This window comes from Devosia sp., assembly GCF_017744655.1.
GTDB lineage: Bacteria > Pseudomonadota > Alphaproteobacteria > Rhizobiales > Devosiaceae > Devosia.
Map to the genome: position 1 here is coordinate 18,852 of NZ_JAGIAW010000003.1, position 22,248 is coordinate 41,099.

25 protein-coding genes are annotated in these 22,248 nt (G+C 62.4%); 6 read left to right on the forward strand and 19 right to left on the reverse strand.

Annotated features, from left to right (window positions below; genetic code table 11):
* Nucleotide 1 precedes the first annotated feature (1 nt).
* The 4 genes from J7557_RS07750 to J7557_RS07765 all read right to left on the reverse strand — a co-directional run bounded on the left by J7557_RS07750 (nt 2) and on the right by J7557_RS07765 (nt 4,346).
* Nucleotides 2–445 carry a GNAT family N-acetyltransferase gene (locus J7557_RS07750; protein WP_291419004.1) on the reverse strand — a complete coding sequence of 148 codons (444 nt, stop codon included), beginning with the start codon at nt 443–445 and terminating at the stop codon, nt 2–4.
* A complete protein-coding gene (gene xylA, locus J7557_RS07755) occupies nt 445–1,752 on the reverse strand; it encodes a xylose isomerase (protein ID WP_291419006.1) in 1,308 nt (435 codons plus the stop codon). Before xylA ends, J7557_RS07750 begins: the two co-directional genes overlap by 1 nt.
* Nucleotides 1,749–3,212: a xylulokinase gene (gene xylB, locus J7557_RS07760; protein WP_291419008.1), complete on the reverse strand. Its 1,464-nt coding sequence runs from the start codon at nt 3,210–3,212 to the stop codon at nt 1,749–1,751. The genes xylA and xylB overlap by 4 nt, the downstream gene beginning before the upstream one ends.
* Before the next feature lie 90 nt (nt 3,213–3,302).
* Complete coding sequence (locus J7557_RS07765) at nt 3,303–4,346, reverse strand: LacI family DNA-binding transcriptional regulator (protein ID WP_291419010.1); 1,044 nt, start codon at nt 4,344–4,346, stop codon at nt 3,303–3,305.
* 131 nt (nt 4,347–4,477) lie between these two features.
* Here J7557_RS07765 and J7557_RS07770 point away from each other — a divergent pair, with 131 nt between their 5' ends.
* Nucleotides 4,478–5,488 (forward strand): aldose epimerase family protein, encoded by a 1,011-nt coding sequence (locus J7557_RS07770; protein ID WP_291419011.1) that lies wholly within the window; start codon nt 4,478–4,480, stop codon nt 5,486–5,488.
* A 166-nt stretch (nt 5,489–5,654) separates the two neighbouring features.
* Nucleotides 5,655–6,356, forward strand: a complete 702-nt coding sequence (locus J7557_RS07775; protein WP_291419013.1) for a YafY family protein — start codon at nt 5,655–5,657, stop codon at nt 6,354–6,356.
* A 33-nt stretch (nt 6,357–6,389) separates the two neighbouring features.
* On the opposite strand, the gene J7557_RS07780 is transcribed toward J7557_RS07775, so the two are convergent.
* The 3 genes from J7557_RS07780 to J7557_RS07790 are packed head-to-tail and all read right to left on the reverse strand — an operon-like array spanning nt 6,390 to nt 9,051.
* Nucleotides 6,390–7,040 (reverse strand): DUF1294 domain-containing protein, encoded by a 651-nt coding sequence (locus tag J7557_RS07780; protein WP_291419015.1) that lies wholly within the window; start codon nt 7,038–7,040, stop codon nt 6,390–6,392.
* A 9-nt stretch (nt 7,041–7,049) separates the two neighbouring features.
* Complete coding sequence (locus J7557_RS07785; protein WP_291419017.1) at nt 7,050–7,502, reverse strand: NUDIX domain-containing protein; 453 nt, start codon at nt 7,500–7,502, stop codon at nt 7,050–7,052.
* Between the two features lie 22 nt (nt 7,503–7,524).
* A complete protein-coding gene (locus J7557_RS07790) occupies nt 7,525–9,051 on the reverse strand; it encodes a YifB family Mg chelatase-like AAA ATPase (RefSeq protein ID WP_291419019.1) in 1,527 nt (508 codons plus the stop codon).
* A gap of 179 nt (nt 9,052–9,230) precedes the next feature.
* Here J7557_RS07790 and J7557_RS07795 point away from each other — a divergent pair, with 179 nt between their 5' ends.
* Complete coding sequence (locus J7557_RS07795; protein WP_291419021.1) at nt 9,231–10,073, forward strand: GH25 family lysozyme; 843 nt, start codon at nt 9,231–9,233, stop codon at nt 10,071–10,073.
* Between the two features lie 4 nt (nt 10,074–10,077).
* Here the strand turns inward: J7557_RS07795 and J7557_RS07800 are convergent, their stop codons facing one another.
* From J7557_RS07800 to rsmI, 6 genes are all read right to left on the reverse strand, one after another.
* A complete protein-coding gene (locus J7557_RS07800) occupies nt 10,078–10,710 on the reverse strand; it encodes a MarC family protein (RefSeq protein ID WP_291419023.1) in 633 nt (210 codons plus the stop codon).
* Between the two features lie 66 nt (nt 10,711–10,776).
* A complete protein-coding gene (locus J7557_RS07805; protein ID WP_035084635.1) occupies nt 10,777–10,974 on the reverse strand; it encodes a DUF2283 domain-containing protein in 198 nt (65 codons plus the stop codon).
* Nucleotides 10,971–11,225, reverse strand: a complete 255-nt coding sequence (locus tag J7557_RS07810; protein WP_291419026.1) for a DUF4258 domain-containing protein — start codon at nt 11,223–11,225, stop codon at nt 10,971–10,973. Before J7557_RS07810 ends, J7557_RS07805 begins: the two co-directional genes overlap by 4 nt.
* A gap of 21 nt (nt 11,226–11,246) precedes the next feature.
* Nucleotides 11,247–12,191, reverse strand: a complete 945-nt coding sequence (gene gshB / locus J7557_RS07815; protein ID WP_291419028.1) for a glutathione synthase — start codon at nt 12,189–12,191, stop codon at nt 11,247–11,249.
* 9 nt (nt 12,192–12,200) lie between these two features.
* Entirely contained in the window at nt 12,201–12,581 is a 381-nt protein-coding gene (locus J7557_RS07820) for a YraN family protein (RefSeq protein ID WP_291419030.1), read from the reverse strand.
* Complete coding sequence (rsmI, locus tag J7557_RS07825) at nt 12,550–13,437, reverse strand: 16S rRNA (cytidine(1402)-2'-O)-methyltransferase (RefSeq protein WP_291419032.1); 888 nt, start codon at nt 13,435–13,437, stop codon at nt 12,550–12,552. The genes J7557_RS07820 and rsmI overlap by 32 nt, the downstream gene beginning before the upstream one ends.
* A gap of 82 nt (nt 13,438–13,519) precedes the next feature.
* On the opposite strand from rsmI, the gene J7557_RS07830 reads away from it, so the two are divergent.
* Nucleotides 13,520–14,767: a penicillin-binding protein activator gene (locus J7557_RS07830; protein WP_291419034.1), complete on the forward strand. Its 1,248-nt coding sequence runs from the start codon at nt 13,520–13,522 to the stop codon at nt 14,765–14,767.
* 161 nt (nt 14,768–14,928) lie between these two features.
* Here J7557_RS07830 and hemW read toward each other — a convergent pair whose 3' ends face one another.
* The 4 genes from hemW to rph form a co-directional block, all read right to left on the reverse strand.
* On the reverse strand, nt 14,929–16,083 hold the full coding sequence (gene hemW, locus J7557_RS07835; RefSeq protein WP_291419036.1) for a radical SAM family heme chaperone HemW: 1,155 nt from the start codon (nt 16,081–16,083) through the stop codon (nt 14,929–14,931).
* A gap of 99 nt (nt 16,084–16,182) precedes the next feature.
* Nucleotides 16,183–16,827 carry a non-canonical purine NTP pyrophosphatase gene (locus J7557_RS07840; RefSeq protein ID WP_291419038.1) on the reverse strand — a complete coding sequence of 215 codons (645 nt, stop codon included), beginning with the start codon at nt 16,825–16,827 and terminating at the stop codon, nt 16,183–16,185.
* A complete protein-coding gene (locus tag J7557_RS07845; protein WP_291419039.1) occupies nt 16,824–17,045 on the reverse strand; it encodes a hypothetical protein in 222 nt (73 codons plus the stop codon). The genes J7557_RS07840 and J7557_RS07845 overlap by 4 nt, the downstream gene beginning before the upstream one ends.
* Complete coding sequence (rph, locus tag J7557_RS07850) at nt 17,042–17,758, reverse strand: ribonuclease PH (protein ID WP_291419041.1); 717 nt, start codon at nt 17,756–17,758, stop codon at nt 17,042–17,044. The genes J7557_RS07845 and rph overlap by 4 nt, the downstream gene beginning before the upstream one ends.
* A 139-nt stretch (nt 17,759–17,897) precedes the next feature.
* Here rph and hrcA point away from each other — a divergent pair, with 139 nt between their 5' ends.
* A complete protein-coding gene (gene hrcA, locus J7557_RS07855) occupies nt 17,898–18,974 on the forward strand; it encodes a heat-inducible transcriptional repressor HrcA (protein WP_291419042.1) in 1,077 nt (358 codons plus the stop codon).
* A 72-nt stretch (nt 18,975–19,046) separates the two neighbouring features.
* On the forward strand, nt 19,047–19,628 hold the full coding sequence (gene grpE, locus J7557_RS07860) for a nucleotide exchange factor GrpE (RefSeq protein ID WP_291419044.1): 582 nt from the start codon (nt 19,047–19,049) through the stop codon (nt 19,626–19,628).
* 187 nt (nt 19,629–19,815) lie between these two features.
* Here the strand turns inward: grpE and pncA are convergent, their stop codons facing one another.
* The gene (pncA, locus tag J7557_RS07865) at nt 19,816–20,451 is read right to left on the reverse strand and encodes a bifunctional nicotinamidase/pyrazinamidase (RefSeq protein WP_291419046.1); all 636 of its coding nucleotides are present in this window, start codon (nt 20,449–20,451) and stop codon (nt 19,816–19,818) included.
* The gene (gene pabB / locus J7557_RS07870; RefSeq protein ID WP_291419048.1) at nt 20,451–22,214 is read right to left on the reverse strand and encodes an aminodeoxychorismate synthase component I; all 1,764 of its coding nucleotides are present in this window, start codon (nt 22,212–22,214) and stop codon (nt 20,451–20,453) included. Before pabB ends, pncA begins: the two co-directional genes overlap by 1 nt.
* Between the last annotated feature and the right edge of the window lie 34 nt (nt 22,215–22,248).

Consider the following 22,248-nt stretch of genomic DNA (forward strand, 5'->3'; position numbering starts at 1 on the left):
CCTAGGAGGTCGGCAGGTTCCGCCGGTATTGAATGAAGCCCGAGCGCTGCGCGACCTTGTCGTAGAGGGCGCGCGCCGTGGCATTGGATTCTTGGGTGAGCCAATAGACGCGCGAGCTGCCCTTGGCAGTGGCATCGGCGGCGACATGGTCGATCAGTGCGCTCCCAAAACCTTGGCCGCGGCCTTCGGGCGCGACAAAGAGGTCTTGCAGGTAGCAGGTATCAGCGATGGTCCAGTTGTGGCGGTGATAAATCCAATGCACCAGCCCAACCGGCACGCCATCCTGGAGCGCCAGGGCGCCCCAGGTGGGTTCAGTGGGATCGAGCAGACGCGACCAGGTCGAGGCATAGATCTCGTTGGGGAGGACGGTTTCGTAGAAGGCCAAATAGGCCTTCCACAATTGCGTCCATGCTTCCCGGTCGGCGGGCTCGATCGGGCGGATCATCAAACGAACCGGTTGACCAGGTTTTCGAGATATTCCTGGCGGCCCGAGCGCGGCTGCGGGTTGATGTTTTCGGCATGCACCTTGGCGGCGATGTCAGCAAGGCTGAGCTTGCCACCAAGGATGTCCTTGCCGATGCCATTGTTCCAGGCGGCGTAGCGATCGTCGAGCAGCTTGTCGAACTCGCCGTCTTCGATGAGTGCCACCGCGCCCTTGAGGCCGCGGGCCAGGGTATCGAGGCCGAGGATGTGACCGTGCAGGAGGTCAGCCGGGTCGAGCGACTGGCGGCGCACCTTGGCGTCAAAGTTGAAGCCGCCCTTGCCGAGGCCGCCCTGCTTCAGGATGTAATAGAAGGCCAGCGCCATTTCCCCGGCATTGTTGGGGAAGTGGTCGGTGTCCCAACCGGACTGCAGATCGTTGCGGTTGGCGTCGACCGAGCCGAGCATGCCGAGCGACGAGGCCACGGCCAGTTCGTGCTCGAAGGAGTGGCCGGCGAGGAAGGCGTGGCCGACCTCGATATTGCACTTCACCTTCTTTTCGAGACCGTACTTCTGGAGGAAGCCGTACACGGTGGCGACGTCATAGTCGTACTGGTGTTTTGACGGTTCCTGCGGCTTGGGTTCGATGAGGATCTGGCCCTTGAAGCCGATCCTTTCGGCGTGCTCGATGACCAGGGTCAGGAAGCGGGCCATCTGGTCCTGTTCCTGACCGATCTTGGTATTGAGCAGGGTTTCATAGCCTTCGCGGCCGCCCCAGAGGACATAGTTCTCGCCACCCAGTTCGTGGGTCAGCTCGAGCACGGCCTTCACCTGGCCGGCGGCATAGGCGAAGACGGAAGGGTCGGGATTGGTGGCGGCGCCGGCCATGTAACGGCGGTTCGAGAAGAGGTTGGCCGTGCCCCAGAGGAGTTTCTTGCCCGATTCCTGCATTCTTGCGGCGATGATGTCGCCGATAACGCGAAGATTCTTGTTGCTCTCGTCGAGGGTGGCGCCTTCGGGGGCCACGTCTACGTCGTGGAAGGCGAAATAGGGCACGTCGATGAGGTTGAAGAATTCGAAGGCCACTTCCGCCTTGAGCTTGGCGCCTTCAAGACCCTTGTCGAACCAGGGACGATCGAAAGTGCGGCCGCCGAACGGGTCACCACCTTCCTGCGCAAAGGTATGCCAATAGGCGATGGCGGGACGGATATGGTCTTCCATCCGCTTGCCGGCGATCACTTCATCCTTGTTGTAGTGGCGATAGGCCAGGGCGTTCTTGCTGTTCGGCCCTTCAAACTTGACCTGGGAAATTCCCTTAAAGAAATCCGTCACTTACGTGCCTCCTCGATGGCGGGGTAGAGCGCGCGGTATCGCGCATATTGATCGGAATAGGCGGCCGACAAGGTTCTGTCGGGCGCGATGGTGGTCTTGATGGGCGGCATGGCCATGACGTCGGCGGGTTTTGCACCCTCCGCGGCGCAGAGGCCGAGGCGGGCGGCGCCGAGGGCGCCACCGAAATCGCCATCCTCGGGGAGGGCGATTTCCATGTCGAGATTGGTGGCCAGCATTTTCAGCCACAAGGCGGACTTGGAGCCGCCGCCGACGGCCAGCAGGCGATCGATCTTGGTGCCGGCATCGGCAAGGACGCGCTGGCAATCGCGCATGGCGAAGGTGACGCCCTCCATGACGGCCTGCGCCATCTGGGCGGTGTCGGTCGACTGGGAAAGGCCAGTGAAGTAGCCGCGGGCGCCGGCATTGTTGTGCGGCGTGCGTTCACCCGAGAGATAGGGCAGGAAGATCGCTTCGCCTGGGCCGGTAAACTGTGCTTCGGCTTCGCCGGAAAGCTCGGCCTGCTTCTTGCCGGTGATGCGGCTCAGCCAATTGAGGGAATCGGTGGCCGAGAGGATGACGCCCATCTGGTGCCAGGTGTCGGGGATGGCGTGGCAGAAGGCGTGGACGGCGCCGGCGGTGTTGGGGCTAAAACGTTCGTTGGAAACGAAGAGCACGCCCGACGTGCCGAGGGAAACAAAGCCCTCGCCGGGGCGAATGGCGCCGATACCGCAGGCGGCGGCGGCGTTGTCGCCGGCGCCACCGGCGACGATGACGGCATCATCCATGCCCCAGCGCTGCGCGAGGTCGCGCTTGAGCTGGGCCGAGGGGGCGGAGCCTTCCACTAGACGCGGCATGTGATCGCGGGTGAGGCCGGTCACGGCCAAGAGATCGTCGGACCAGTCGCGCTTGGCGACATCGAGCCAGAGCGTGCCGGCGGCGTCGGACATGTCTTCCACGTGTTCGCCGGTGAGGAGCAGACGCACATAGGCCTTGGGAAGAAGGACCTTGGCGATCTTGTCGTAGATTTCAGGCTCGTGCTTGCGGACCCAGGCGATCTTGGGAGCCGTAAAGCCGGGCATGGCGATATTGCCCGAAAGGTTTCGCAGGGTGGGTAGCGCTGCTTCCATTTCGAGGCATTCGGCGGCGGAGCGGCCGTCGTTCCAGAGGATGCAGGGACGCAGAACTTCGTCATTTTTGCCGAGCAGGGTCGCGCCATGCATGTGGCCGGAAAGGCCGATGCCGCGGACGGAGGCGAGTTCCGACGGATGGGACGCTTTGAGCTTGTCCACGGCGGCGAGCGTTGCTGTCCACCAATCGGTGGGGTTCTGCTCCGACCAGCCGGGATGCGGACGCACCGGCTCCACGGCGGGGGCCGACGCTTCGCCTAGGGCGCGGCCATGCTCGTCGATGAGCAGCGCCTTCACCCCAGACGTGCCGATATCAATGCCGAGATAGGTCATGAGGCACGTACCTCAATTTTGAGATTGCAAAGCAATGGATCGTCCTCCCACCCGTGTTTCCGGGCCCGCCCTGTTGGAATGGCGGTCTTCTTATCTCAGATTGTCGCGCAGGAAAATGCCAATTTCAATGGGGTCGGTGGCGACATGGCGCGCCGCGCCCAAAGCGAGGGAACGCGCCGCGGCAATGGCCTCGCGGATTTCACCGTCGGGATTTTGATCCAGCACCACGTCGATGGCGCCGAAGTGCAGGCCTTCGCGGGTGGGGGCCGTCAATTCATGGGCGATGACGCGGAGCTTGCCAGCACGCCCGGAGCTTTTGAGCGCCGACACCAGGCCCGCATTACCGGCGCCGAGATTGTAGATGCCAGAAAGCCCTGGATTTTCGGCGAGAAGTTTCGAAACGAGCGCCTCGGTTTCGGCGCGCTCATCATGACCCTCCAACGGGCCCAGCAGCTCGATATCCGAAAAATCGGCGGAAAGAATCTGGCGAAAACCTTCGAGGCGTTCGAGGTGGTCGCGCAGGTGCAGCGAACCGGCGATGACGGCCACCTGGCCGCCCTGAGGCAAAAAGCGGCCAAGGAGGGAAGCGGCGGTGCGGCCGGCGGCGACATTGTCGACGCCGATGAAATGGCGGCGATTGGAGCCGGGCAGGTCCGAAACCAGGGTCATGACCGCGATGCCGCGACGGGTGGCCGAATCAACCGCGGCGAGAATGTCGGGCTCTTCACTGGTGACGATAACGGCGCAATCGCAGGTCCGGGGATCGAGCGCATCGAGCCCGGCGGCGAGGGCGCCGGTGTCGAGGGCGCGAATGCGCTGGGTTTCCAGGTGCATGCGATCGGCCAGAGTCGGGCCGGCGCGGCGGGTGACTGCTTCGGCCAGAGAATCCATGAACTCGTTGGAGCCGTCGGGGATGAAGAAAACCACCTTCAGATTGCGCGAGCGAGCCATGAGGGAGGCATTGAGATCGCGGGAGAAGCCGAGGCTTTTTATGGCCTCTTCGACCCTTTCGGTGGTCGCGGCGCGCACGCCGGGGCGGCCATTGAGAACGCGGTCGACCGTCGCCAGGGATACACCGGCTGCGCGTGCCACATCGTGCACCGTTACCCGCCGCCGGGCCGCTTCATCACTCACACTATCCCCCGCAATCGTTTCTCTTGCTTCCTCACACAGTTTGCGGAGCGCCCCAAAAGGTCAAGAGCGCCGTTGCCCTGCACGGGCAAATAGCGCTAAAGCTCCGCCCCGAGCGAGTGAGGGGATTGTCTATGGGCATCGACGTTTCGACCTTTGGCGAGCATGGCGGCAAGCGCGTCGACCAGTTCCGACTGGTGAGCGATACCGGCGTTACCGTCGATATCATCGGCTATGGCGTGGCAGTAAGGGACTGGCGCGTGCCACTGGCCGGGGGCGAGCGCAGTGTCGTGCTCGGCTTTGACAATTTTGCCGCCTATCTCGAACACAGCCCGCATTTCGGCTCGCTGGCCGGGCGCGTGGCAAATCGCATCAAGGGCGCCAGTTTTGAAATCGATGGCGTGACCTACAAACTGCCGCCCAATGCCGGCGAGTTACAGCTGCATGGCGGGGCCGAAGGCCTCGGTCGCCAGGTCTGGTCGGGCCAGGCCGATAGCGCCAATAATGCGGTGCGCTTCACCCATTTCTCGCCCGATGGCGCCATGGGCTATCCCGGCAATGTCAATTTTGCCGCCACCTACAGCCTGCATGGAAACAAGCTGCGGCTGGAACTGACCGCCACGACCGACCGCGCGACGCCGATCAGCCTCGTGCAGCACCAATATTTCAACCTCGGCACCACCGAAAACGTGCTCGACCATACGATCCAGGTCAATTCGAGCGCCTATACGCTGCTTGGCGACGATCTGGCGCCGACCGGCGCCATCCTGCCCTCGCGCGGCACGCAATATGACCTTCGCCAGCCGCGCACTATGCGCGACGCCAATGGCGCCGCCGTCGATTATGACATCGGCATGGTGCTCGATACCGGCCGCAAGCATGCCGATCCGATCGCCACGGTTGTTTCGCCGGCTAAGGATCTTACCCTGAAGATTTGGTCGGACCGGCCGGGCGTACAGGTCTATAATAGTGTCTGGACCGATATTCCGGTGCCGGGGCTCAACGGCAAGCATTATGGAAAGCATGCCGGTTTCTGCCTCGAAGACCAGAATTTGGCGGATGCGCTGCACAATCCGCACTTCCCCAATATCATTCACACGCCGGAACGGCCCTATAGCCACTGGTGCGATATCGAAATCGCCTAAGACGCCCGACGAGAGCTGACATTTTTGGGCCGCATGATCCGAACATGATCATGCGGCCTTTTTCGTTTTCCACGACCAGATCAAAACATGAACAAAATTCATGTTTAGGCATGGATTCGATGGCGAGAATCTGGCACCAGATTCGCCTTTGCGGGAGGGGGAATGCATGGACAAGACCGAACGGCTTTTCGCCATCATGGACGCCCTGAGGCGCCACCGCCGACCGATTACGGCTGCGGCCCTGGCCGAGGAACAGGCAGTTTCGGTGCGCACGCTCTATCGCGATATCCAGACCCTGATTGGCCTCGGCGCGCCGATCGATGGCGAGGCGGGCATCGGCTATATGCTGAAACCCGGCTTTTTCCTGCCGCCACTGATGTTTTCGCCCGAGGAACTGGAAGCGCTGGTGCTGGGCGCCAGATGGGTGGAGACCCAGCCCGACGACGGCCTCGGCGCAGCCGCGCGCAATGCACTGGCCAAGATTGCCACCGCCTCGCCTGAGGACCTACGCGACCGGATCAGCGATACGGCGCTTTGGCCCGTGGCCGTGTGGGGCGGACGCAAGCCCATTCCAGTCCTGGGCGACATTCGTCTCGCCATGCGCCAGGAACGGGCTGTCACGATCGACTATGAAGACGAACAGGGGCGAGCGACGTCGCGCACCCTTTGGCCGGTAGGGCTGGCTTTTTACGAAGGCAAGCAGACGATTGCCGCCTGGTGCCTGTTGCGACAGGATTTTCGCAATTTTCGGACCGACCGTATCGTCAACCTGATCATCACCGAAGAGCGCTTTGGTAAGCGCCGGGCCGTGCTGGAGCGGGAATGGCGCGATAGCTGGTCGCGCGATCGCAGGCATAGCGAAGCCTGAAGCTCCTACGGATTCACGTGAAACAGTGCGGCTCTAGCGGAAGGCGCTGACAAGTTCGGTGGCGAGGCCAGAAAGCTCTTCGAGCCGGATAAAGCCTGTAGCAAAGCCAAGGAGCCAAAGCAGGTGGACGCCGACGAGGAGCATCGTTGTCCCGACATAGTTTTCCTTGCGTGTCTTGTGCCGGAAAACCTCCTGGCCAAGCAGCCCGCCCACAATACCAAAGCAGAGGTCGAGGCCGAGCAGAGTGGCCTCGCTAATGCGCCATTGCCCACTTTCGGCGAAACGCTTGTCGTTTGCATAGGCTGCGAAGGACAGCAGCCCGACGATGACGTAGAGGCCGGCGAGCAGCAGGGGTAGATGGCCGAGAGCAAACCCGAGCACAATCAGCGCGGCAAAGAGGCCGGCGACAGGGAATCGCCACGTGCGGCTGACGGGCTCCTCGGTGCCGCGTCGCAGTTGGGCAAGAGTTGGTTTTGGATTGGCACCAAGAATGGCGACCGATTTTGCTTCCAACCGACCGTCCTTGGATTTTCCGGGCCTGAATGAGACAAGGTCACCATCGCGCGGCCGGGTGGCGATGCGGCCGATATTGGAGATATGGACGAAATAGCGCTCGCCGTCATCGGCGAGGATGAACCCGAAGCCACGACTGTCGTTCCACTGCACCGGCTCTCCGCGCCGCACGATCTTCTCCTAGAAAATCGACTGGCGCAGCGGGAGTTTTACCGGGCTCTGAAATCCGGTCTTCAGGTCGTCCCAGAAGCGATCGCGCAAAACTTCTGGAAAAACATAGCCTTGCGGCAGGTTTTCCCGCGAAAACCAGCCGGCTTCGGTGATGCTTTCGCCTTCGGCAGGATTGGCCGTGACGTCGATTTCGCCCGAGACATAATCGGCCAGGAACCAGAATTTGACGATGCGGCCCCAGTCGTCGACCAGCTCATCGATATAGGCCATGGAGCGCGCCTTGACGCACAGGCCGGTTTCCTCAAAAGCCTCGCGTTCGGCCGCCTGCCAGAGTTCCTCAGCGCCTTCGGCGCCGCCGCCCGGGCCGGCCCAGAAATCGTGCTCGCCCGGACGAAAATGACGCACGAGCAGGATTTTTTCATCGCGCAAAGCGAGGACGCCGGCGGAAATGCGGTGACGCATGGGAACAAAAGACTCCGGAAGATCAGGCGGCGCCAAAGTTGAGACGGTAGCTCAGGGCCTCGGCGATATGGGGCCGGGCCACCTTATCGACGCCGGAGAGATCGGCAAGCGTGCGGGCGACTTTTAGGACACGGTGATAGGCGCGGGCCGAAAGATTGAAGCGTTCGGCAGCCTGGAGGAGCAGGGTCTGGCTTTCGCGATCGGGCTCGACCAGTTTTTCGATCAGGGTGGCCCCCGCGGCGGCATTGGTGAGGATGTCGGGCACGCCGGCTGCCTCATAGCGCTGGCGCTGGCGCTCGCGGGCGGCAGCCACGCGCTTGGCCACGGTGGAGGAGGGTTCGGCCGCGCCGGCGGCACCGATCATGTCGGTCGCGGAAACGGCCGGCACGTCGATGCGGATATCGATGCGATCGAGGAAGGGGCCGGAGACGCGGGCCTGATAATCGGCGGCACAGGCATTGCCCCGCTTGCAGATATGGCCCGGCGTGCCGGCCATGCCGCATTTACACGGATTCATGGCGGCGATGAGCTGGAAGCGGCTGGGATAAGTCACCCTTGCATTGGCCCGGGCGATGACAGTTTCGCCGCTTTCGAGGGGTTGGCGGAGGCTATCCAAAACGCTGGGGCCGAATTCGGGCAGCTCATCGAGGAAGAGCACGCCGTTATGCGCCAGGGTCGCTTCGCCCGGCCGCACTTTCAGCCCGCCGCCGACCAGCGCCGCCATGGAGGCGGAATGGTGTGGCGCGCGAAAGGGGCGCCGATCGGAGAGGGCGCCACCGGCCAGTTCGCCTGCGATCGACTGGATCATCGACACATCGAGCAGTTCGCGGGGGCTGAGCGGCGGGAGGATGGAGGGCAGGCGGGCGGCCAGCATGGATTTTCCGGCGCCGGGAGGCCCGACAAAGAGAAGATTGTGGCCACCGGCGGCGGCGACTTCCAGGGCGCGGCGAGCGATGGTTTGGCCGCGCACATCGGCGAGGTCGGGCAGGGCGGAGGCATCGATCAATTGCCGAGCCGGCTTGGGCCGCGCCTGCAACTGGCGGCCGACGAGGTGATTGACGAGGGCAAGGAGACTATCGGCGGCGACGATGTCGATCTCGTCATTGGCCCAAGCGGCTTCGGGGCCGGAAGCGGTGGAGCAGATGATGCCCAGATCGCGCGAGGCCGCGGCAATGGCGGCCGGGAGAACGCCGTCGACATGGGCTAGACGCCCATCGAGCCCCAGTTCGCCGAGCACGAGGTAGCGATCCAGCGCATCCTGCGGAATGGCGCCCATGGCCGCCATCAGGCCGAGAGCTATGGGCAGGTCATAGTGGCTGCCTTCCTTGGGCAGATCGGCGGGCGCGAGATTGATGGTGATGCGTTTTGGCGGCAGGCCGAGGCCGGAGGCGACGAGGGCGGCGCGGACGCGCTCGCTCGATTCTTTCACCGCCTTATCAGGCAATCCAACGACGAGAAATTTGGCGAGGCCCGGCGCAATCTGCACCTGAACATCGACCGGCACGGCCTCGATGCCCTGGAACGCCACCGTCGCGACGCGCGTCACCATGTGGAATGCCCCCAAACCCCTCGCAACGCTAGCAGAAGGATGATCTGAGTCAAGAACGGAGAGCGAACAAAGAATGGTCTATTAACCATGCCAGCTGCCACATTGGTTACCCTAAACTTCCATTAACCGCGCCATGTTGAATCAAAGGCTCAGTTTGTCTTTGTGACTCGAGTTTGTTGATGGCCCGCGCCTTCCGTTTGCCCGCCTCTGTTTCCGCTCTATTGCGCAATGCCGTGATGGGCCTGGCGGTCACAGCCCTGGCGGCATGCGCCACCGGCGGCGGACTTTATGGCGCCATTCCGGGTGACAATCGTCCCCACAAGGCGGTCGACCGAGCGCGGACCATGCCGGTGCAGGGCATCGACGTGGCGCGCTATCAGGAAAATGTCGACTTCGTCCGCGCGCGCGAGACCGGCACGCATTTCGTCTTCATGAAGGCGACCGAAGGCAAGGACTATGTCGACCCCAATTTCCGAACGAACTGGGTGCGCGCCCGCGACGCCGGCATGCCGCGGGGCGCCTATCACTTCATGACCTGGTGCTCGCTCGCTTCGGAACAGGCCAACTGGTTCGTGCAGAACGTGCCGGCTGACCCCAGCGCTCTGCCGCCTGTGCTCGATCTCGAATGGAACAATCATTCGAGCTGCAAGACCAAGCCGAACAAGGCCGATGCGCTGGAAAAGATCCGGCTGATGCTCGAGGTGATGGAGCGGCACACGGGAAAACTGCCGATCATCTATACAGACATGAATTTCCACCGCGATATTCTGGCCGGCGAATATTTTCCGAACACGTTTTGGCTGCGCTCGACCGCTGCCGAGCCGCATGAGCGCTACGAAAACCGTCCTTGGACCTTTTGGCAGTACACGCAGACCGGCGTGGTACCGGGCGTGCGCGGCGAGGTCGATCGCAATGTGTTTTACGGCTCGACCAATGACTGGCTGATGTTCCTGTCGACCGGCTGCGATCCCCGCGCGATTGCGGCACTCGCACCCACGGGACGCTGCCAGTTCGCCAAATAGTTTTTCAGCCGCCCAAGAGACCCGAAGCCTTGATGCCGTCGAAGACGAACTGCACGGCCAAGGCCGCGAGCAGGATGCCGACGACGCGGGAGACCACGGAAAGACCCGTCAGGCCAAGCAGGCGCTGGATCGGGATGGCGACGAGCAAGGTCAGCCAGGCGAGGAACAGGATGACCACAATGGCTGCGATGACCAGCCAGAATTCGGCATCCGAATCGGCACCGGTCGTCAGCAGGATGACGGCGCTGATGGCCCCGGGGCCGGCCAGCAGCGGCATGGCCAGGGGAAAAACCGAGATGTCGTGAGCGTGGCGGGCCTCGCTCTCCTCCTCGTCGGTGGTGCCGGTACCGCCCGAATGGCGGGCAAAGACCATGTCGATGGCAATAAGCAGCAACAGCACGCCGCCCGCGGTGCGCAGCGCCGGAATGGTAATGCCGAAAACTTCCAGGATCGCATTGCCGAGGAAGGCGAAGAACAAGAGGATCAGCAGCGCGATGATGACGCCGCGCGTGGCAAAGAGGCGACGCTGGGCCGGCGAATGATCCTTGGTCAGCGCGGCGAAGATGAAGGCGATATCGGCGACACCGACGGTCGCGAAAAGCGTCGCGAAGGCGACGAGAAAAGCCGAAGTGTCCACTGATATCCCCGCAAAACCCAAAGCTGACTTCTAAGGGATTTGCAGGGTCTCGCCAAGCGGCGGCGCCTAGGCCGCTTCTTCCAGGAGTTGCGGGGGCAGATGGCGCCTTGCGTCCAAGACTTCCATGCCCACTATATGCCCGTCTTCATCATAATCGAGAACAATTCCGTCCGACACTTCTTCGCTTTCCCTCACCTTGCCGGTGGAGAAGCGAATATAGGCAGCGTCGGCTTCGCTATCGTAACTCACAGTGGGCTTGTTCATTTCGGCCTCGCACCGCGATCCAAGAATGCAGTCAATATACGAGTGTTTTGGTCCGTTTGCACCAGGACCACACGCAGATGGCGTCCTTCACATTCGACTATTGAACGAAAATACCTCATGGCGGCGGGGTCTCGCGGATCGGGTTCGGTCCAATCAGGCTGCAGTACAGTTCGCTCGACCCACTCTTTGGGTAGGTCGCGTTCACGCATCGCCGTCAGTGCGTGTGCGGTGTAGACAATTTCTCTAGTCACCGCACCGCACTCCGTGATCGCCTAGGCCCGGCGCTTTTCGATGGCGTCCCAGATGAGGACGGCGATGTCGGGGCCGCCAAAGCGCTTAATTTCGCGGATGCCAGTGGGGGAGGTGACGTTGATTTCGGTAAGGTAGTCGCCGATGACGTCGATGCCGACAAAGATCATGTCACGTTCTTTCAGCGCCGGAGCGATGGTGGCACAGATTTCCTTTTCGCGCTCGGTGAGCGGGGAAAGCTCAGGGCGGCCGCCGACATGCATATTGGAGCGGGCTTCGCCCTCGGCTGGGATGCGGTTGAGGCCGGCCACCGGCTCGCCATCGATGATGATGATGCGCTTGTCGCCCTTGCGCACGTCCGGAAGATACTTTTGGATCATGAACGGCTCGGGATAGTTCTGCTCGAACAGCTCAATCAGCGAATTGAGGTTGTGGTCGCCCTCCTGGATGAAGAAGACACCGGCACCGCCATTGCCGTAGAGCGGCTTGACGATGATGTTGCCGTGCTCCTTGCGGAAAGCATGGATTTCAGCGCGGTCGCGCGTCACCAAAGTCGGCGGCATCAGCTCCGGGAAATCGGTCACGAGGATTTTTTCCGGCGCGTTGCGCACGGCGGAAGGCGGGTTCACCACCAAAGTCTTCGGGTGCAGACGCTCGAGAATATGGGTGATGGTGATGTAGTTCATGTCGAAGGGCGGGTCCTGGCGCATCAGGATCACGTCCTGGGTCGACAGATCGACGCGCCTGGCTTCGCCAAGGGCAAAATGCTGGCCCTTTTCGGCGTCGGTCACCGTGATCGGCTGGACGAGGGCGGTGACCACGTTGTCGCGCAGGGACAGGGTGTTCGCCGTGTAATGCAGCAGTTCGTGGCCGCGGGCCTGGGCCTCGAGCATCATGGCGAAGGTCGAGTCGCCGCTCGGATTGATGGTGGAGACGTGGTCCATCTGGACAGCGACTTTGAGCGACATTTTTGTCCCTTAGCTTTCGAACGCGTTGATGAGATGGCGCGGCCAGCGACCCGGTGCAAGGAAAATCACGTCGAAGCGGCAGGTCTTTTCCGCTTCGCGCGGGTGACGCGCAAGCCAATGCTCGGCGGCGCGGACGATGCGGGATGTGTTTACAGCCTCGAGGGCTTCAGCTTCGCCCGAATGGTGGGCCCGGGTCTTCACTTCCACGAATGCGATGGTGCCGTTGCGTTCGACGACGAGGTCGATCTCGCCGATGGGTGTTTTGTAGCGGCGGTTTCGGATGCGGTAGAGCTTCAACTGCAGAAAGAGCGCTGCCAGCGCTTCACCGCGCTGGCCACCGCGTTCGGCGATTTGCCTTTTATTGCTGGGCCTTGAGGGCGAGCGCGGCATCGTAGACTTCTTTGCGTTTCAGGCCGTAGCGGGCGGCGATTTCGTCGACGGCTGAGCGCATGGGCTGGTCAGCCATGGCCGTGAGGAGGGCAGCCTGCCAGTCTTCGGCGGCGGGGGCGCTGGGTTCGTCGGCGCCGGCGACGACGATGACGGCTTCGCCCTTGGTTTCTTCGCCTGCGAATTTTTCCGCGAGTTCGGCGAGCGTCCCGCGAAATGTGCGCTCGAAACGCTTGGTCAGTTCGAGGCTGACGGAGGCTTGGCGGGTGCCAAGAACCTCGGCCATGGCGGCAAGGGTGTCGTCGAGGCGGCGGGGAGACTCGTAAAAGACCAGTGTTTCACGTGAATCCACCAGCTTTGCCAAGGCGTTAGCGCGGGCGCCGGATTTGGGGGGCAGGAAGCCGTGGAAGGCGAAGGCGTCTGTCGGAAGGCCGGCGACGACCAAGGCGGAGAGGAGGGCGGAGGCGCCGGGGATGGGGAAGACGGGGAGATTGGCTTCGGCCAGGGCGCGGATGAGCGGGAAGCCGGGATCGGAAAGTAGGGGGGTGCCGGCGTCGGAGATCAGGGCGATGGCTTCGCCTGATGCAATGCGGGAGACGATTTCCTCGGCCCGAGCGCGCTCGTTATGTTCATGTAAAGGCTGGCGTTTTCCGCGGATGCCGAAGTGATCGAGGAGTTTTGCGGAGGTTCTGGTGTCCTCGCAAAGGACGATACTGGCGGCGGCGAGGGTTTCCAAAGCGCGGATGGTGATGTCGCGCAGATTGCCGATGGGGGTCGAGACGACATAGAGGCCGGCGGCGAGCGGCGGGGCGCTAAAGGCCGAGCCGGCAATGAAATATTGGGCCAAAATATCGGTCACGCCGGATGCTCCTCGGGTTGAGACTTGCTTAACGAAATGAGGGCAGTTTGTTAACAGACTGTGAGCATCTCGGACCGCTTTCATGGGTTTTGGTCAGGTAAATGCCAAATGGCGGCGCGGCGTTTTTGCGCTCGCGATCGGTCTGGCTTTGACCTCGTGCTCGCCGGGCACATTTCAGATCGGTTCGCGCACTTTGGGCTGGGGTGAACCCTCTGGCAATGTCGGTGGCGGGAATACTGGCGGCGGTATTCTGACGCCAAGTCCGATGCCACAATCGGGTGGCGAGGTGTTCGGGCGCGGGCCGGTGCCCGTGGCGCTGCTCTTGCCGCTTTCGGGCGATCAGTCGCTGGCGGCGGTCGGGACGTCGCTGGCCAATGCGTCGAAGCTGGCGATCGCTTTTGTGGAAGCCAATCCGAACATTGCCGAGAATATTACCATCACGCTGCGCGATACTGGGGATAGTGCGGCTGGGGCGGTGAATGCCGCCAATGCGGCTGTGGCTGGTGGCGCAAAGCTGATCCTTGGGCCGCTGAAGGGCGATCAGGTGGTGGCGGTGTCCGATGTGGCGCGGAGCGCTGGGGTGCCACTGATCGGGTTTTCGAACAATGCCAGCGCCGCGGGGCAGGGGGTGTATCTCCTGTCCGTGCTGCCCGAAATGGAGATGAAACGCGCTATAACTTACCTGAAGGCACAGGGGCGGCGCGGGCTGGCGGGGGCTTTTCCGGCGACGCCTTATGGCGAGGCGTTGGCGACGGCGTTCCGGCAGCAGGCAAATGCGGCTGGGTTTGGCGCGCCGGCGGTTTACACCTTTTCGGGGCCGGGCGAGGCGGCGCAGATCGTGGCGCAGGCGAAGCAGCAGATCGATCGGGGTATGATCGATACTTTCTTTATTCCCGAGCGAGCGAGTGCGCCGGCATTTGCGGCGGCGCTGGCTGGTGCCGGGGTGACTGGGGACGCGGTGCAGATCGTGGGGTCCGCGGATTGGGCGGGTGATGCCACGATCAATGCGACGCCGGGATTGGCGGGGGCGATTTATCCGGCGGTTGACGAGGCTGGGTTCAATGCGATTGCCGGGGACTATCAGGCCAAGTTTGGATCGCGGCCGCATCCGCTGGCGACGATTGCCTATACGGCGACGATTTTGGCCAATGTGAATACGCTGTCGATGGCGAGCCCGCCGTATAATCCGGGGCTGCTAACGGGAGCTTCCGGGTTCAATGGGCGGGATGGGGCGTTCCGGTTTTTGGTGAATGGCCGGGCGGAATATGCGCTGGTGGTGAAGAAGGTGGGGGCTGGCGGGGCGACCACGGTGGATGGGGCTAAACTCTAGATTCCCCCTCATCCCTACCGAATTCGCAAACGCGAATTCGGTGAGCTTCGCGCCACCTTCTCCCCGATGGGGAGAAGAATGGGCCGGCGACCACCTCTTGTTCCTCTCCCCATCGGGGAGAGGGTGGATCGGCCGAAGGCCGAGACGGGTGAGGGGGTGTTTTAAGCCGCCAGGTCCGCCACGACGGCGTCCAGCACCGGAAAACCCTTCTCAGTGACCCGGATATTGCCATTGGGGAGGGTTTCGACGAACCCATAGCCCTTGAGCGCTTCGATCTGTTTTTCGGCGATGGTGCGGCCGGAGATGGACATGAAGCGGGTGGGCGAAATGCCCTCTTTCAGGCGCAGGCCCATGACGAGGTATTCGTCGCCCTGCTCTTCCCAGGTGAGGACATCGTCGGTGGTCATGCCGTGGCCGAACTCGTTGACGAGTTTGAGCCAGTCGAAGGGCATTTTTTCCGTGGCGGTGGCGTGGCGCTGGTGGTTGACCAACAAGCGGCCATGGGCGCCGGGGCCGATGCCGGCATATTCGCCATAGCGCCAATAGAGCATGTTGTGCCGGCTTTCCTGGCCGGGCACGGCGTGATTGGAAATCTCGTAGGCTGGCATGCCAGCGGCGGCGGTCAATTCCTGAGTCAGCTCATAAAAATCGGCGCCGAGGTCTTCGTTCGGCATTTGCAGCTTGCCGGCATTGAAGAGGTCAAAGTAGCGCGTGCCCTGCTCGATGGTGAGCTGATAGAGGCTAAGGTGACCGCGGGCGAGCCAGATGGCTTCCTTCAATTCGTCTTCCCAATCCTCAAGCGTCTGCTTGGGGCGGGCATAGATGAGGTCGAAGCTCGAGCGATCGAAAACCGACTGGGCGATGCGGACAGCGGCAACGGCCTCTTCGACCGTGTGGCGGCGACCGAGTTCGGCCAGAGGGCCCGGGCGCAGCGACTGGACGCCGAGCGAGACGCGGTTGATGCCGGCGCCGCGGAAACCACGGAAACGATCGACTTCCACGGAGGTCGGATTGGCTTCGAGGGTGATTTCGGCGTTGCTGTCCACCTGCCAGTGGCCGGCAATGGTATCCAGAATGGTCTGGACGGCTTTTGGCGACATCAGCGAGGGCGTGCCGCCGCCGAAGAAGATCGACTGGACTAGACGGCCGGGAGAGAGCGCCGCCATGTGGGCGATCTCTTTCTTGTAGCCTTCAACGAAGGCGTCTTCGTCGAACGGGCCACGGTGGACGTGGGAATTGAAGTCGCAATAAGGGCACTTGGACGCGCAGAACGGCCAATGCACGTAGACGCCGAACAGGTCGTTGGGATTGCTCATGCGTGCGATTTCCCCGTGGTCCATGCGGAGGCGAGATGGATTGCCGGGACAAGCCCGGCAATGACGGCGGTTGATGGAACGGAGCCTTGGATCAAGTCCTCAGCTCTGTTCAATCTGGTTCTCCACGAATTGGGCAAAGGCGCGAGCGCGGTGGGACAGGCCCTGCTCGCCCGGCGACCAGGAATGCTTTTGCTCGGGCGACATTTCGCCGAAGGTGATGTCGTAGCCGTTTGGCTGGAACATCGGATCGTAGCCATGGCCCTGCGCGCCGCGGGGCGGCCAGATCAGGGTGCCTTCGCACTTGCCGACATAGAGCACGTCGCGGCCATCGGGATGGGCGAGGCAAAGGGTGGCGTTGAAGGCGGCAGTGCGTTGTTCGGGCGTGGTCGCATCCTTGGCCAGCAGCTCGTCCTGAACACGCTGCATGGCGTTGGTAAAATCGCGCGGCACGCCGGCCCAATCGGCGGTGTAGACGCCGGGCTGGCCGTCGAGCGCATCGACGCAAAGGCCGCTATCGTCGGACAGGGCGAGCATATTGGCGCCCTTGGCCGAGGCATGGGCCTTGGTGCGGGCGTTTTCGGCGAAGGTGGTGCCGTTTTCTTCGGGCTCGGGCAGGCCGAGATCGCCGGCGGAAATCAGCTCAAGGCCGAAGGGAGCAAACAGCTCCTGGAATTCTTTCAGCTTGCCAGCGTTGTGCGTGGCAAGGACGAGGCGGTCGCCGCGGCGGAGTTTTGGGATGGTCATTTGGACTCCAGCGCGCGTTGAATGTCGTTCCAGATGGCGCAGTTTTTCTCCGAGAAGGTGGCCAAGGCCCCCTCACCCGCCGCTTCGCGGCGACCTCTCCCCCGAAGGGAGAGGTGGGGCGGCTCCCCGTCGCGCAGCGACACCTCTCCCTCAGGGGAGAGGTCGCCGGCCTGGCCGGCGGGTGAGGGGGCCTTCTTCAACAGACTGAAAATGCTCATGCTTCGAGCGCCGCCTGTTGCAGCAGCGACAGTTCACCAATGCCCTTGCCGGCAAGGTTCATCAGCGCATTGAGCTCTTCGCGATCAAAGGGAGCGCCTTCGGCGGTGCCCTGGATTTCGACGAATTTTCCCGAGCCGGTCATGACGAAATTTGCGTCGGTTTCGGCTTCGACGTCTTCGAGATAGTCGAGATCGAGCACCGGAGAGCCGCGATAGATGCCGCAGGAAATGGCGGCGACCGAATCCTTGAGCACGGGGCCCTTGGTCAGCTTGCGCTCTTCGAGCCATTTGATGGCATCGGCCAGCGCAATATAGGCGCCAGTGATCGAGGCGGTGCGGGTGCCGCCATCGGCTTCCAAGACGTCGCAATCGAGGGTGATCTGGGACTCGCCGAGAGCGGTCAGATCGACCACGGCGCGGAGCGAGCGGCCGATGAGGCGCTGAATTTCCTGCGTGCGGCCGGACTGTTTGCCGGCCGTGGCTTCACGGCGGGTGCGGGTGCCGGTGGCGCGGGGGAGCATGCCATATTCGGCGGTGACCCAGCCCTGGCCCTTGCCGCGCAGCCAGCCGGGAAGGCTGGTTTCGACCGAGGCCGTGCAGAGCACTTTGGTATTGCCGAAAGCGATGAGGCAGGAGCCTTCGGCTTTCATGGCGACGTTGCGCTCGATGGTGACAGCCCGCATTGCATCAGGGGCGCGTCCGGAAGGCCGCATGCTTTGGTCTCGTTTTTCCTATTTACCGCCTCTTAACCTTCCTAGCCGCGCGGAACAAGCGCCGCGCCGCTTACCGCCCTTGCACTGAACGCTTAAATGAGGGAGCAAGGTTAAAGCCAAAAGTTTCATTCAAAACATCATGGTCCACCCGCACGACGAATTTTTGAGCGTCCTCAATTCGCGCAGCCAGGAAATTTTCAGGCGGCTGGTGGAACGCTATCTCGATACCGGCCTGCCGGTTGGGTCGCGCGATCTGTCCAAACTGTTGCAGACGGAACTCTCGCCCGCTTCGGTGCGCAATGTGATGGCCGATCTTGAGGATCTCGGCTTGATTGCGGCGCCGCATACCTCGGCCGGGCGCGCGCCGACGCAGCAGGGATTGCGGTTTTTCGTCGATTCCATGCTCGAAGTGGGCGCGGTCAATGAGAGCGAGAGGCGCAGCATTGCCCAGCATATTGAGGGCCATGCGGGGCGACGGCAGGTGGATGACCTGCTGACCGAAGCCAGTTCTCTGCTCTCTGGGCTGAGCCAGGGCGCCGGGTTGGTGATTGCCACCAAGGCCGATATGGTGATGCGGCATGTGGAATTCGTGCGGCTCGACAATTCACGGGCCATGGCGATTCTGGTCGGTGACGATGGGCAGGTGGAGAACCGTATTCTCGAACTGCCGCCGGGTTTTACGGCCGCGGCGCTGCAGCAGGCGAGCAATTATTTAGCGCACTATGTTGTTGGGCGAACCCTGTCGGAGGCGCGAAAAGCGCTGGATGAGCGGCGGGTGGAGCAGCGGGCGGAGTTGGATGAACTCACGCAAAAACTCGTCGACGACGGGATTGCGACGCTGGTGCAGGATTCTCCTTCCACCGCGCCACGGGTGATCGTGCGGGGGCGGGCGAACCTGCTCAATGACGCGATGGCGAGCGATGAGCTGGAGCGGATGCGGCAGCTTTTTGATGAGCTGGAGAGTAAGGAAGGGCTGCTGGAACTGCTGGGCGATGCCGAGAAGGCGCAGGGGGTGCGCATTTTCATCGGCTCGGAAAACAAGCTGTTTTCGCTCTCGGGGTCCTCGGTGATTCTCAGCCCTTATAAGGATGCCAATGACAAGGTGGTTGGCGTCTTGGGCGTGATCGGGCCGACGCGGCTCAACTATGCGCGGATCGTGCCGGTGGTGGATTATACGGCCAATGTGCTGACGCGACTCATGGCGAGGAAGCGCTGAACTATTGAAATGCGCTGCGTATTGGCCGATATGCGGGGCGAAACTTTTCTTGATTGAGGCCATGGAAACATGATGAGCGACGAGAACGCCGCCCAGGGCGAAACGCCGGAGACCGAAATCCCGGCCACCGAAACGCCGGAGGTCGATCCCGTCGAGGCCCTTCTTGCGGAAAATGCCGAACTGAAGGACCGCGTGCTCCGCACGCATGCCGAGATGGAAAACCTGCGCAAGCGCACCGAGCGCGATGTGGCGGATACGCGCTCCTATGCCATTGCCGGCTTTGCCCGCGACATGTTGAGCGCCACCGACGCGCTGAGCCGCGCGCTGCTGGTGATCCCGGAGGAAACGCGGGCGACCGCTGAAGGTACGCTCAAAAGCCTGATCGAAGGGCTGGAGCTGGCCGAGCGCGAAATGCAGCGCCTCCTGGGTAAGCACGGCGTGAAGCCGATCGAGGCGGCCGGCCAGAAGTTTGACCCGAACAAGCATCAGGCGATGTTCGAAGTGCCGAACCCGAGCGTGCCGGAAGGCACGGTCGTGCAGGTGGTGCAGGAAGGCTTTGCCATTGGCGATCGCATCTTGCGGCCAGCCATGGTGGGTGTGGCCAAGGGCGGCGGGGCCGCTCCGGCGGCCGAGGGCGTGGATAAGAACGTCTGATTCTTTTGGGTTTTGGAAAGGGCGCTGCGAGGCGCCCTTTTTGTTTTTTTGGAGAGAATCCCCCTCATCCGGCGCTGTGCGCCACCTTCTCCCCGATGGGGAGAAGAATGCATCGGGGCTCTCCTCTATTCCTCTCCCCCTCGGGGAGAGGGTGGATCGCGCGTAGCGCGAGACGGGCGAGGGGGATCTAGCCCAGTATTTCCCGGCTCATCATGCGCTCGACGCCGGCTTCCTTCAAATCGGCCCAAGCTTTTTCGAGCGAGCCATTGGCGTCGATTGCCCGGGTGGCATCTTCGATGATGGCGACGTCAAAGCCGCCGGCAGCGCCATCCAGGGCGGTCCAGGCGACGCAGAAATCGGTGGCGAGGCCGACGACGAAGAGGCGGCCGACGTCGCGTTCGTTGAGATAGCCAGCAAGGCCCGTCAGGGTTTCGCGATCGGCTTCCTGGAAGCCGGAATAGGAATCGATGGCTTTGTTATAGCCCTTGCGGATCACGAGCTGGGCGTGGGGGATGTCGAGATCGCTTGAAAGTTCAGCGCCGCGGGTCTGCCAGACGCAGTGGTCGGGCCAGAGGACTTGTGTGCCGTAGTCGAGTTCGATGGTTTCGAAGGGCGCTTTGCTGGGGTGATTGCTCGCGAAAGAGATGTGGTCGGCCGGGTGCCAGTCCTGGGTGAAGACCACGTTCTTGAATTTTTTGGCCAGCGCGTTGATCAGCGGCACGATTTCGTCGCCGCCGGCAACGGCCAGATTGCCGCCGGGCAGGAAGTCATATTGCACATCGACGACGACGAGCACGTCTTCGGGGCCGATAGTTTGGGTCATCAGGCGGCGTCCTTTGGCTCAAGAAGCTCGGCGCGGATCAGGCCGCGCACGGAATTGCCGAAGAAGATTGCATCGGCACCATGCAAATCGGCAAGGGTGAGAATGGTTTCTTCGGCCTTGCCGGTTTCGATCAGTTCGGCTCGGAGGGTGCCAGGGAGGAGACCGGAGGAGAGGGCCGGGGTGAGAAGTTTTCCGTTTCGCTCAATGAAGAGATTGGTGATCGAGCCTTCCGTTAGCTCGCCACGCTCGTTGAGGAAGACGACTTCGTCGACGCCGAGGGAGTCGTGGGCCGCGATGCGGGGAGAATCGTAGAAGGCGCGGTTGGTGGTTTTGTGGGCGAGCCAGACCGAGGTGGAATCGAGGGTTTCGCTCGCGATAATGAAGCGGAATTTTTCGGGATTTGGCGGCAGGGGGACGGCTGATATCTTGATGCCTGCTTCGGAAAGGGTCAAGCGGACGCGCATGGGGGCGGTCCAGTTTGCGCTTTCGGCGAGAAGGCGCGTGGTGACCTGGGCGGCGTCGGCGGGAAGGCCGAAATAGGCAGCGGACGCGAGAAGCCGGGCGAGGTGGCGGCCGAGGAGAACAAAACCTTCTTCGGGCGACCATTTTAACGTTTCGATCAGGGTGACCGGCGGGGCCGGATCGCTGAGGAAGCGCAATTTGAGCAGGGCCTCACTGTATTCGGATTCTGCTTCGCTATCGGCGACGATGCCGCCGCCTATGCCGATGGTGCCGCTGCCGGAAGAATCGATGACGGCGGTGCGGATGGCGACGTTGAAGGCGAAATCGCCATTGGGGGCGATGTAGCCGATGGAGCCGGTGTAGAGGCCGCGAGGCAAAAGCTCGACTTCGCGGATGATTTCCATGGCGCGCAGTTTTGGGGCGCCGGTGATGGAGCCGCAGGGGAAGAGGTTTTCGAGGACGTCCAGCATGGTGACATCGGGCCGGCGCTTTGCCGTGATGCCCGAGGTCATGGTGTGGAGGGTGGAATAGGTTTCGACCGTGAAGAGGTCGGTCACCTCAACTGAGCCGATTTCGGCAATGCGGCCGAGGTCATTGCGCAGGAGATCGACGATCATCAGGTTTTCGGCGCGGTTCTTTTCGTCATTGGCGAGGGCGGCGCGGTCGGCGGCGTCTTGCGCGGCGAGAGGCGCGCGGGGCAGGGTGCCTTTCATCGGGCGGGCCGAAAGGGTGTTGCCGGTACCGGATACGAAGAGTTCGGGGGAGCGCGACAGGACAAAATGGTCGCCGGCGTTGATGTAGGCGCCGTAGGCCGTCTTCTGGCTTTGGGCCAGGCGACGGTAGAGGCCGAGGGGGGAGCCGGAAAGCTGGAACTCGGCCTTGAAGGTCAGGTTGACCTGATAGGTGTCGCCGGCCGCGATGTAGTTTTTTACCCGTTCGAAGGCGGATGCATAGGCGGCGAAGCTTGTCGCGGGGGCGAGGTTTTCCGCCGTTCCATCTTCGGTGTCGGGCAGGCCGGCAAAGGGTTTTGGGCCGTCGTAGAGGCCAAACCAGAGAAGCGGCGTTTCGCTACGGGCGGGCAGGTGTTTTTCCAGGCGCTCTTCAAACAAGAAGCCGAGTTCATAGCTAAAATAGCCGGCGGCCCAGAGGCCGTCTTTTCCGGCTTCGGCAATGCGGGTGAGCGCCTTGCGGGCGGTCTCGGCGTCGTAGGCGCAAAGCACCTCTTTCGGTTCGGAAAAGAGGCGGCTCTGGCCGTGGGGTGAGAGGTTGTCGTGCAGGAGCACGGTGCCTGATGTAAACATGGAAGGGGTTTTATACACCGCGTCATCCCCGCGG

Excerpts from the sequence above, each read along its gene's own strand:
- pabB (WP_291419048.1), bottom strand. The coding sequence starts at position 22,214 with ATGTTTACATCAGGCACCGTGCTCCTGCACGACAACCTCTCACCCCAC.
- pncA (WP_291419046.1), bottom strand. The coding sequence starts at position 20,451 with ATGACCCAAACTATCGGCCCCGAAGACGTGCTCGTCGTCGTCGATGTG.
- J7557_RS07845 (WP_291419039.1), bottom strand. The coding sequence starts at position 17,045 with ATGAGCATTTTCAGTCTGTTGAAGAAGGCCCCCTCACCCGCCGGCCAG.
- xylB (WP_291419008.1), bottom strand. The coding sequence starts at position 3,212 with ATGACCTATCTCGGCATTGATATCGGCACGTCTGGGGTGAAGGCGCTG.
- hemW (WP_291419036.1), bottom strand. The coding sequence starts at position 16,083 with ATGAGCAATCCCAACGACCTGTTCGGCGTCTACGTGCATTGGCCGTTC.
- J7557_RS07775 (WP_291419013.1), top strand. The coding sequence starts at position 5,655 with ATGGACAAGACCGAACGGCTTTTCGCCATCATGGACGCCCTGAGGCGC.
- J7557_RS07790 (WP_291419019.1), bottom strand. The coding sequence starts at position 9,051 with ATGGTGACGCGCGTCGCGACGGTGGCGTTCCAGGGCATCGAGGCCGTG.
- J7557_RS07795 (WP_291419021.1), top strand. The coding sequence starts at position 9,231 with ATGGCCCGCGCCTTCCGTTTGCCCGCCTCTGTTTCCGCTCTATTGCGC.
- gshB (WP_291419028.1), bottom strand. The coding sequence starts at position 12,191 with ATGTCGCTCAAAGTCGCTGTCCAGATGGACCACGTCTCCACCATCAAT.
- J7557_RS07785 (WP_291419017.1), bottom strand. The coding sequence starts at position 7,502 with ATGCGTCACCGCATTTCCGCCGGCGTCCTCGCTTTGCGCGATGAAAAA.
- grpE (WP_291419044.1), top strand. The coding sequence starts at position 19,047 with ATGAGCGACGAGAACGCCGCCCAGGGCGAAACGCCGGAGACCGAAATC.
- J7557_RS07805 (WP_035084635.1), bottom strand. The coding sequence starts at position 10,974 with ATGAACAAGCCCACTGTGAGTTACGATAGCGAAGCCGACGCTGCCTAT.
- J7557_RS07820 (WP_291419030.1), bottom strand. The coding sequence starts at position 12,581 with ATGCCGCGCTCGCCCTCAAGGCCCAGCAATAAAAGGCAAATCGCCGAA.
- J7557_RS07830 (WP_291419034.1), top strand. The coding sequence starts at position 13,520 with ATGGGTTTTGGTCAGGTAAATGCCAAATGGCGGCGCGGCGTTTTTGCG.
- hrcA (WP_291419042.1), top strand. The coding sequence starts at position 17,898 with ATGGTCCACCCGCACGACGAATTTTTGAGCGTCCTCAATTCGCGCAGC.
- J7557_RS07750 (WP_291419004.1), bottom strand. The coding sequence starts at position 445 with ATGATCCGCCCGATCGAGCCCGCCGACCGGGAAGCATGGACGCAATTG.
- J7557_RS07770 (WP_291419011.1), top strand. The coding sequence starts at position 4,478 with ATGGGCATCGACGTTTCGACCTTTGGCGAGCATGGCGGCAAGCGCGTC.
- rph (WP_291419041.1), bottom strand. The coding sequence starts at position 17,758 with ATGCGGCCTTCCGGACGCGCCCCTGATGCAATGCGGGCTGTCACCATC.
- J7557_RS07840 (WP_291419038.1), bottom strand. The coding sequence starts at position 16,827 with ATGACCATCCCAAAACTCCGCCGCGGCGACCGCCTCGTCCTTGCCACG.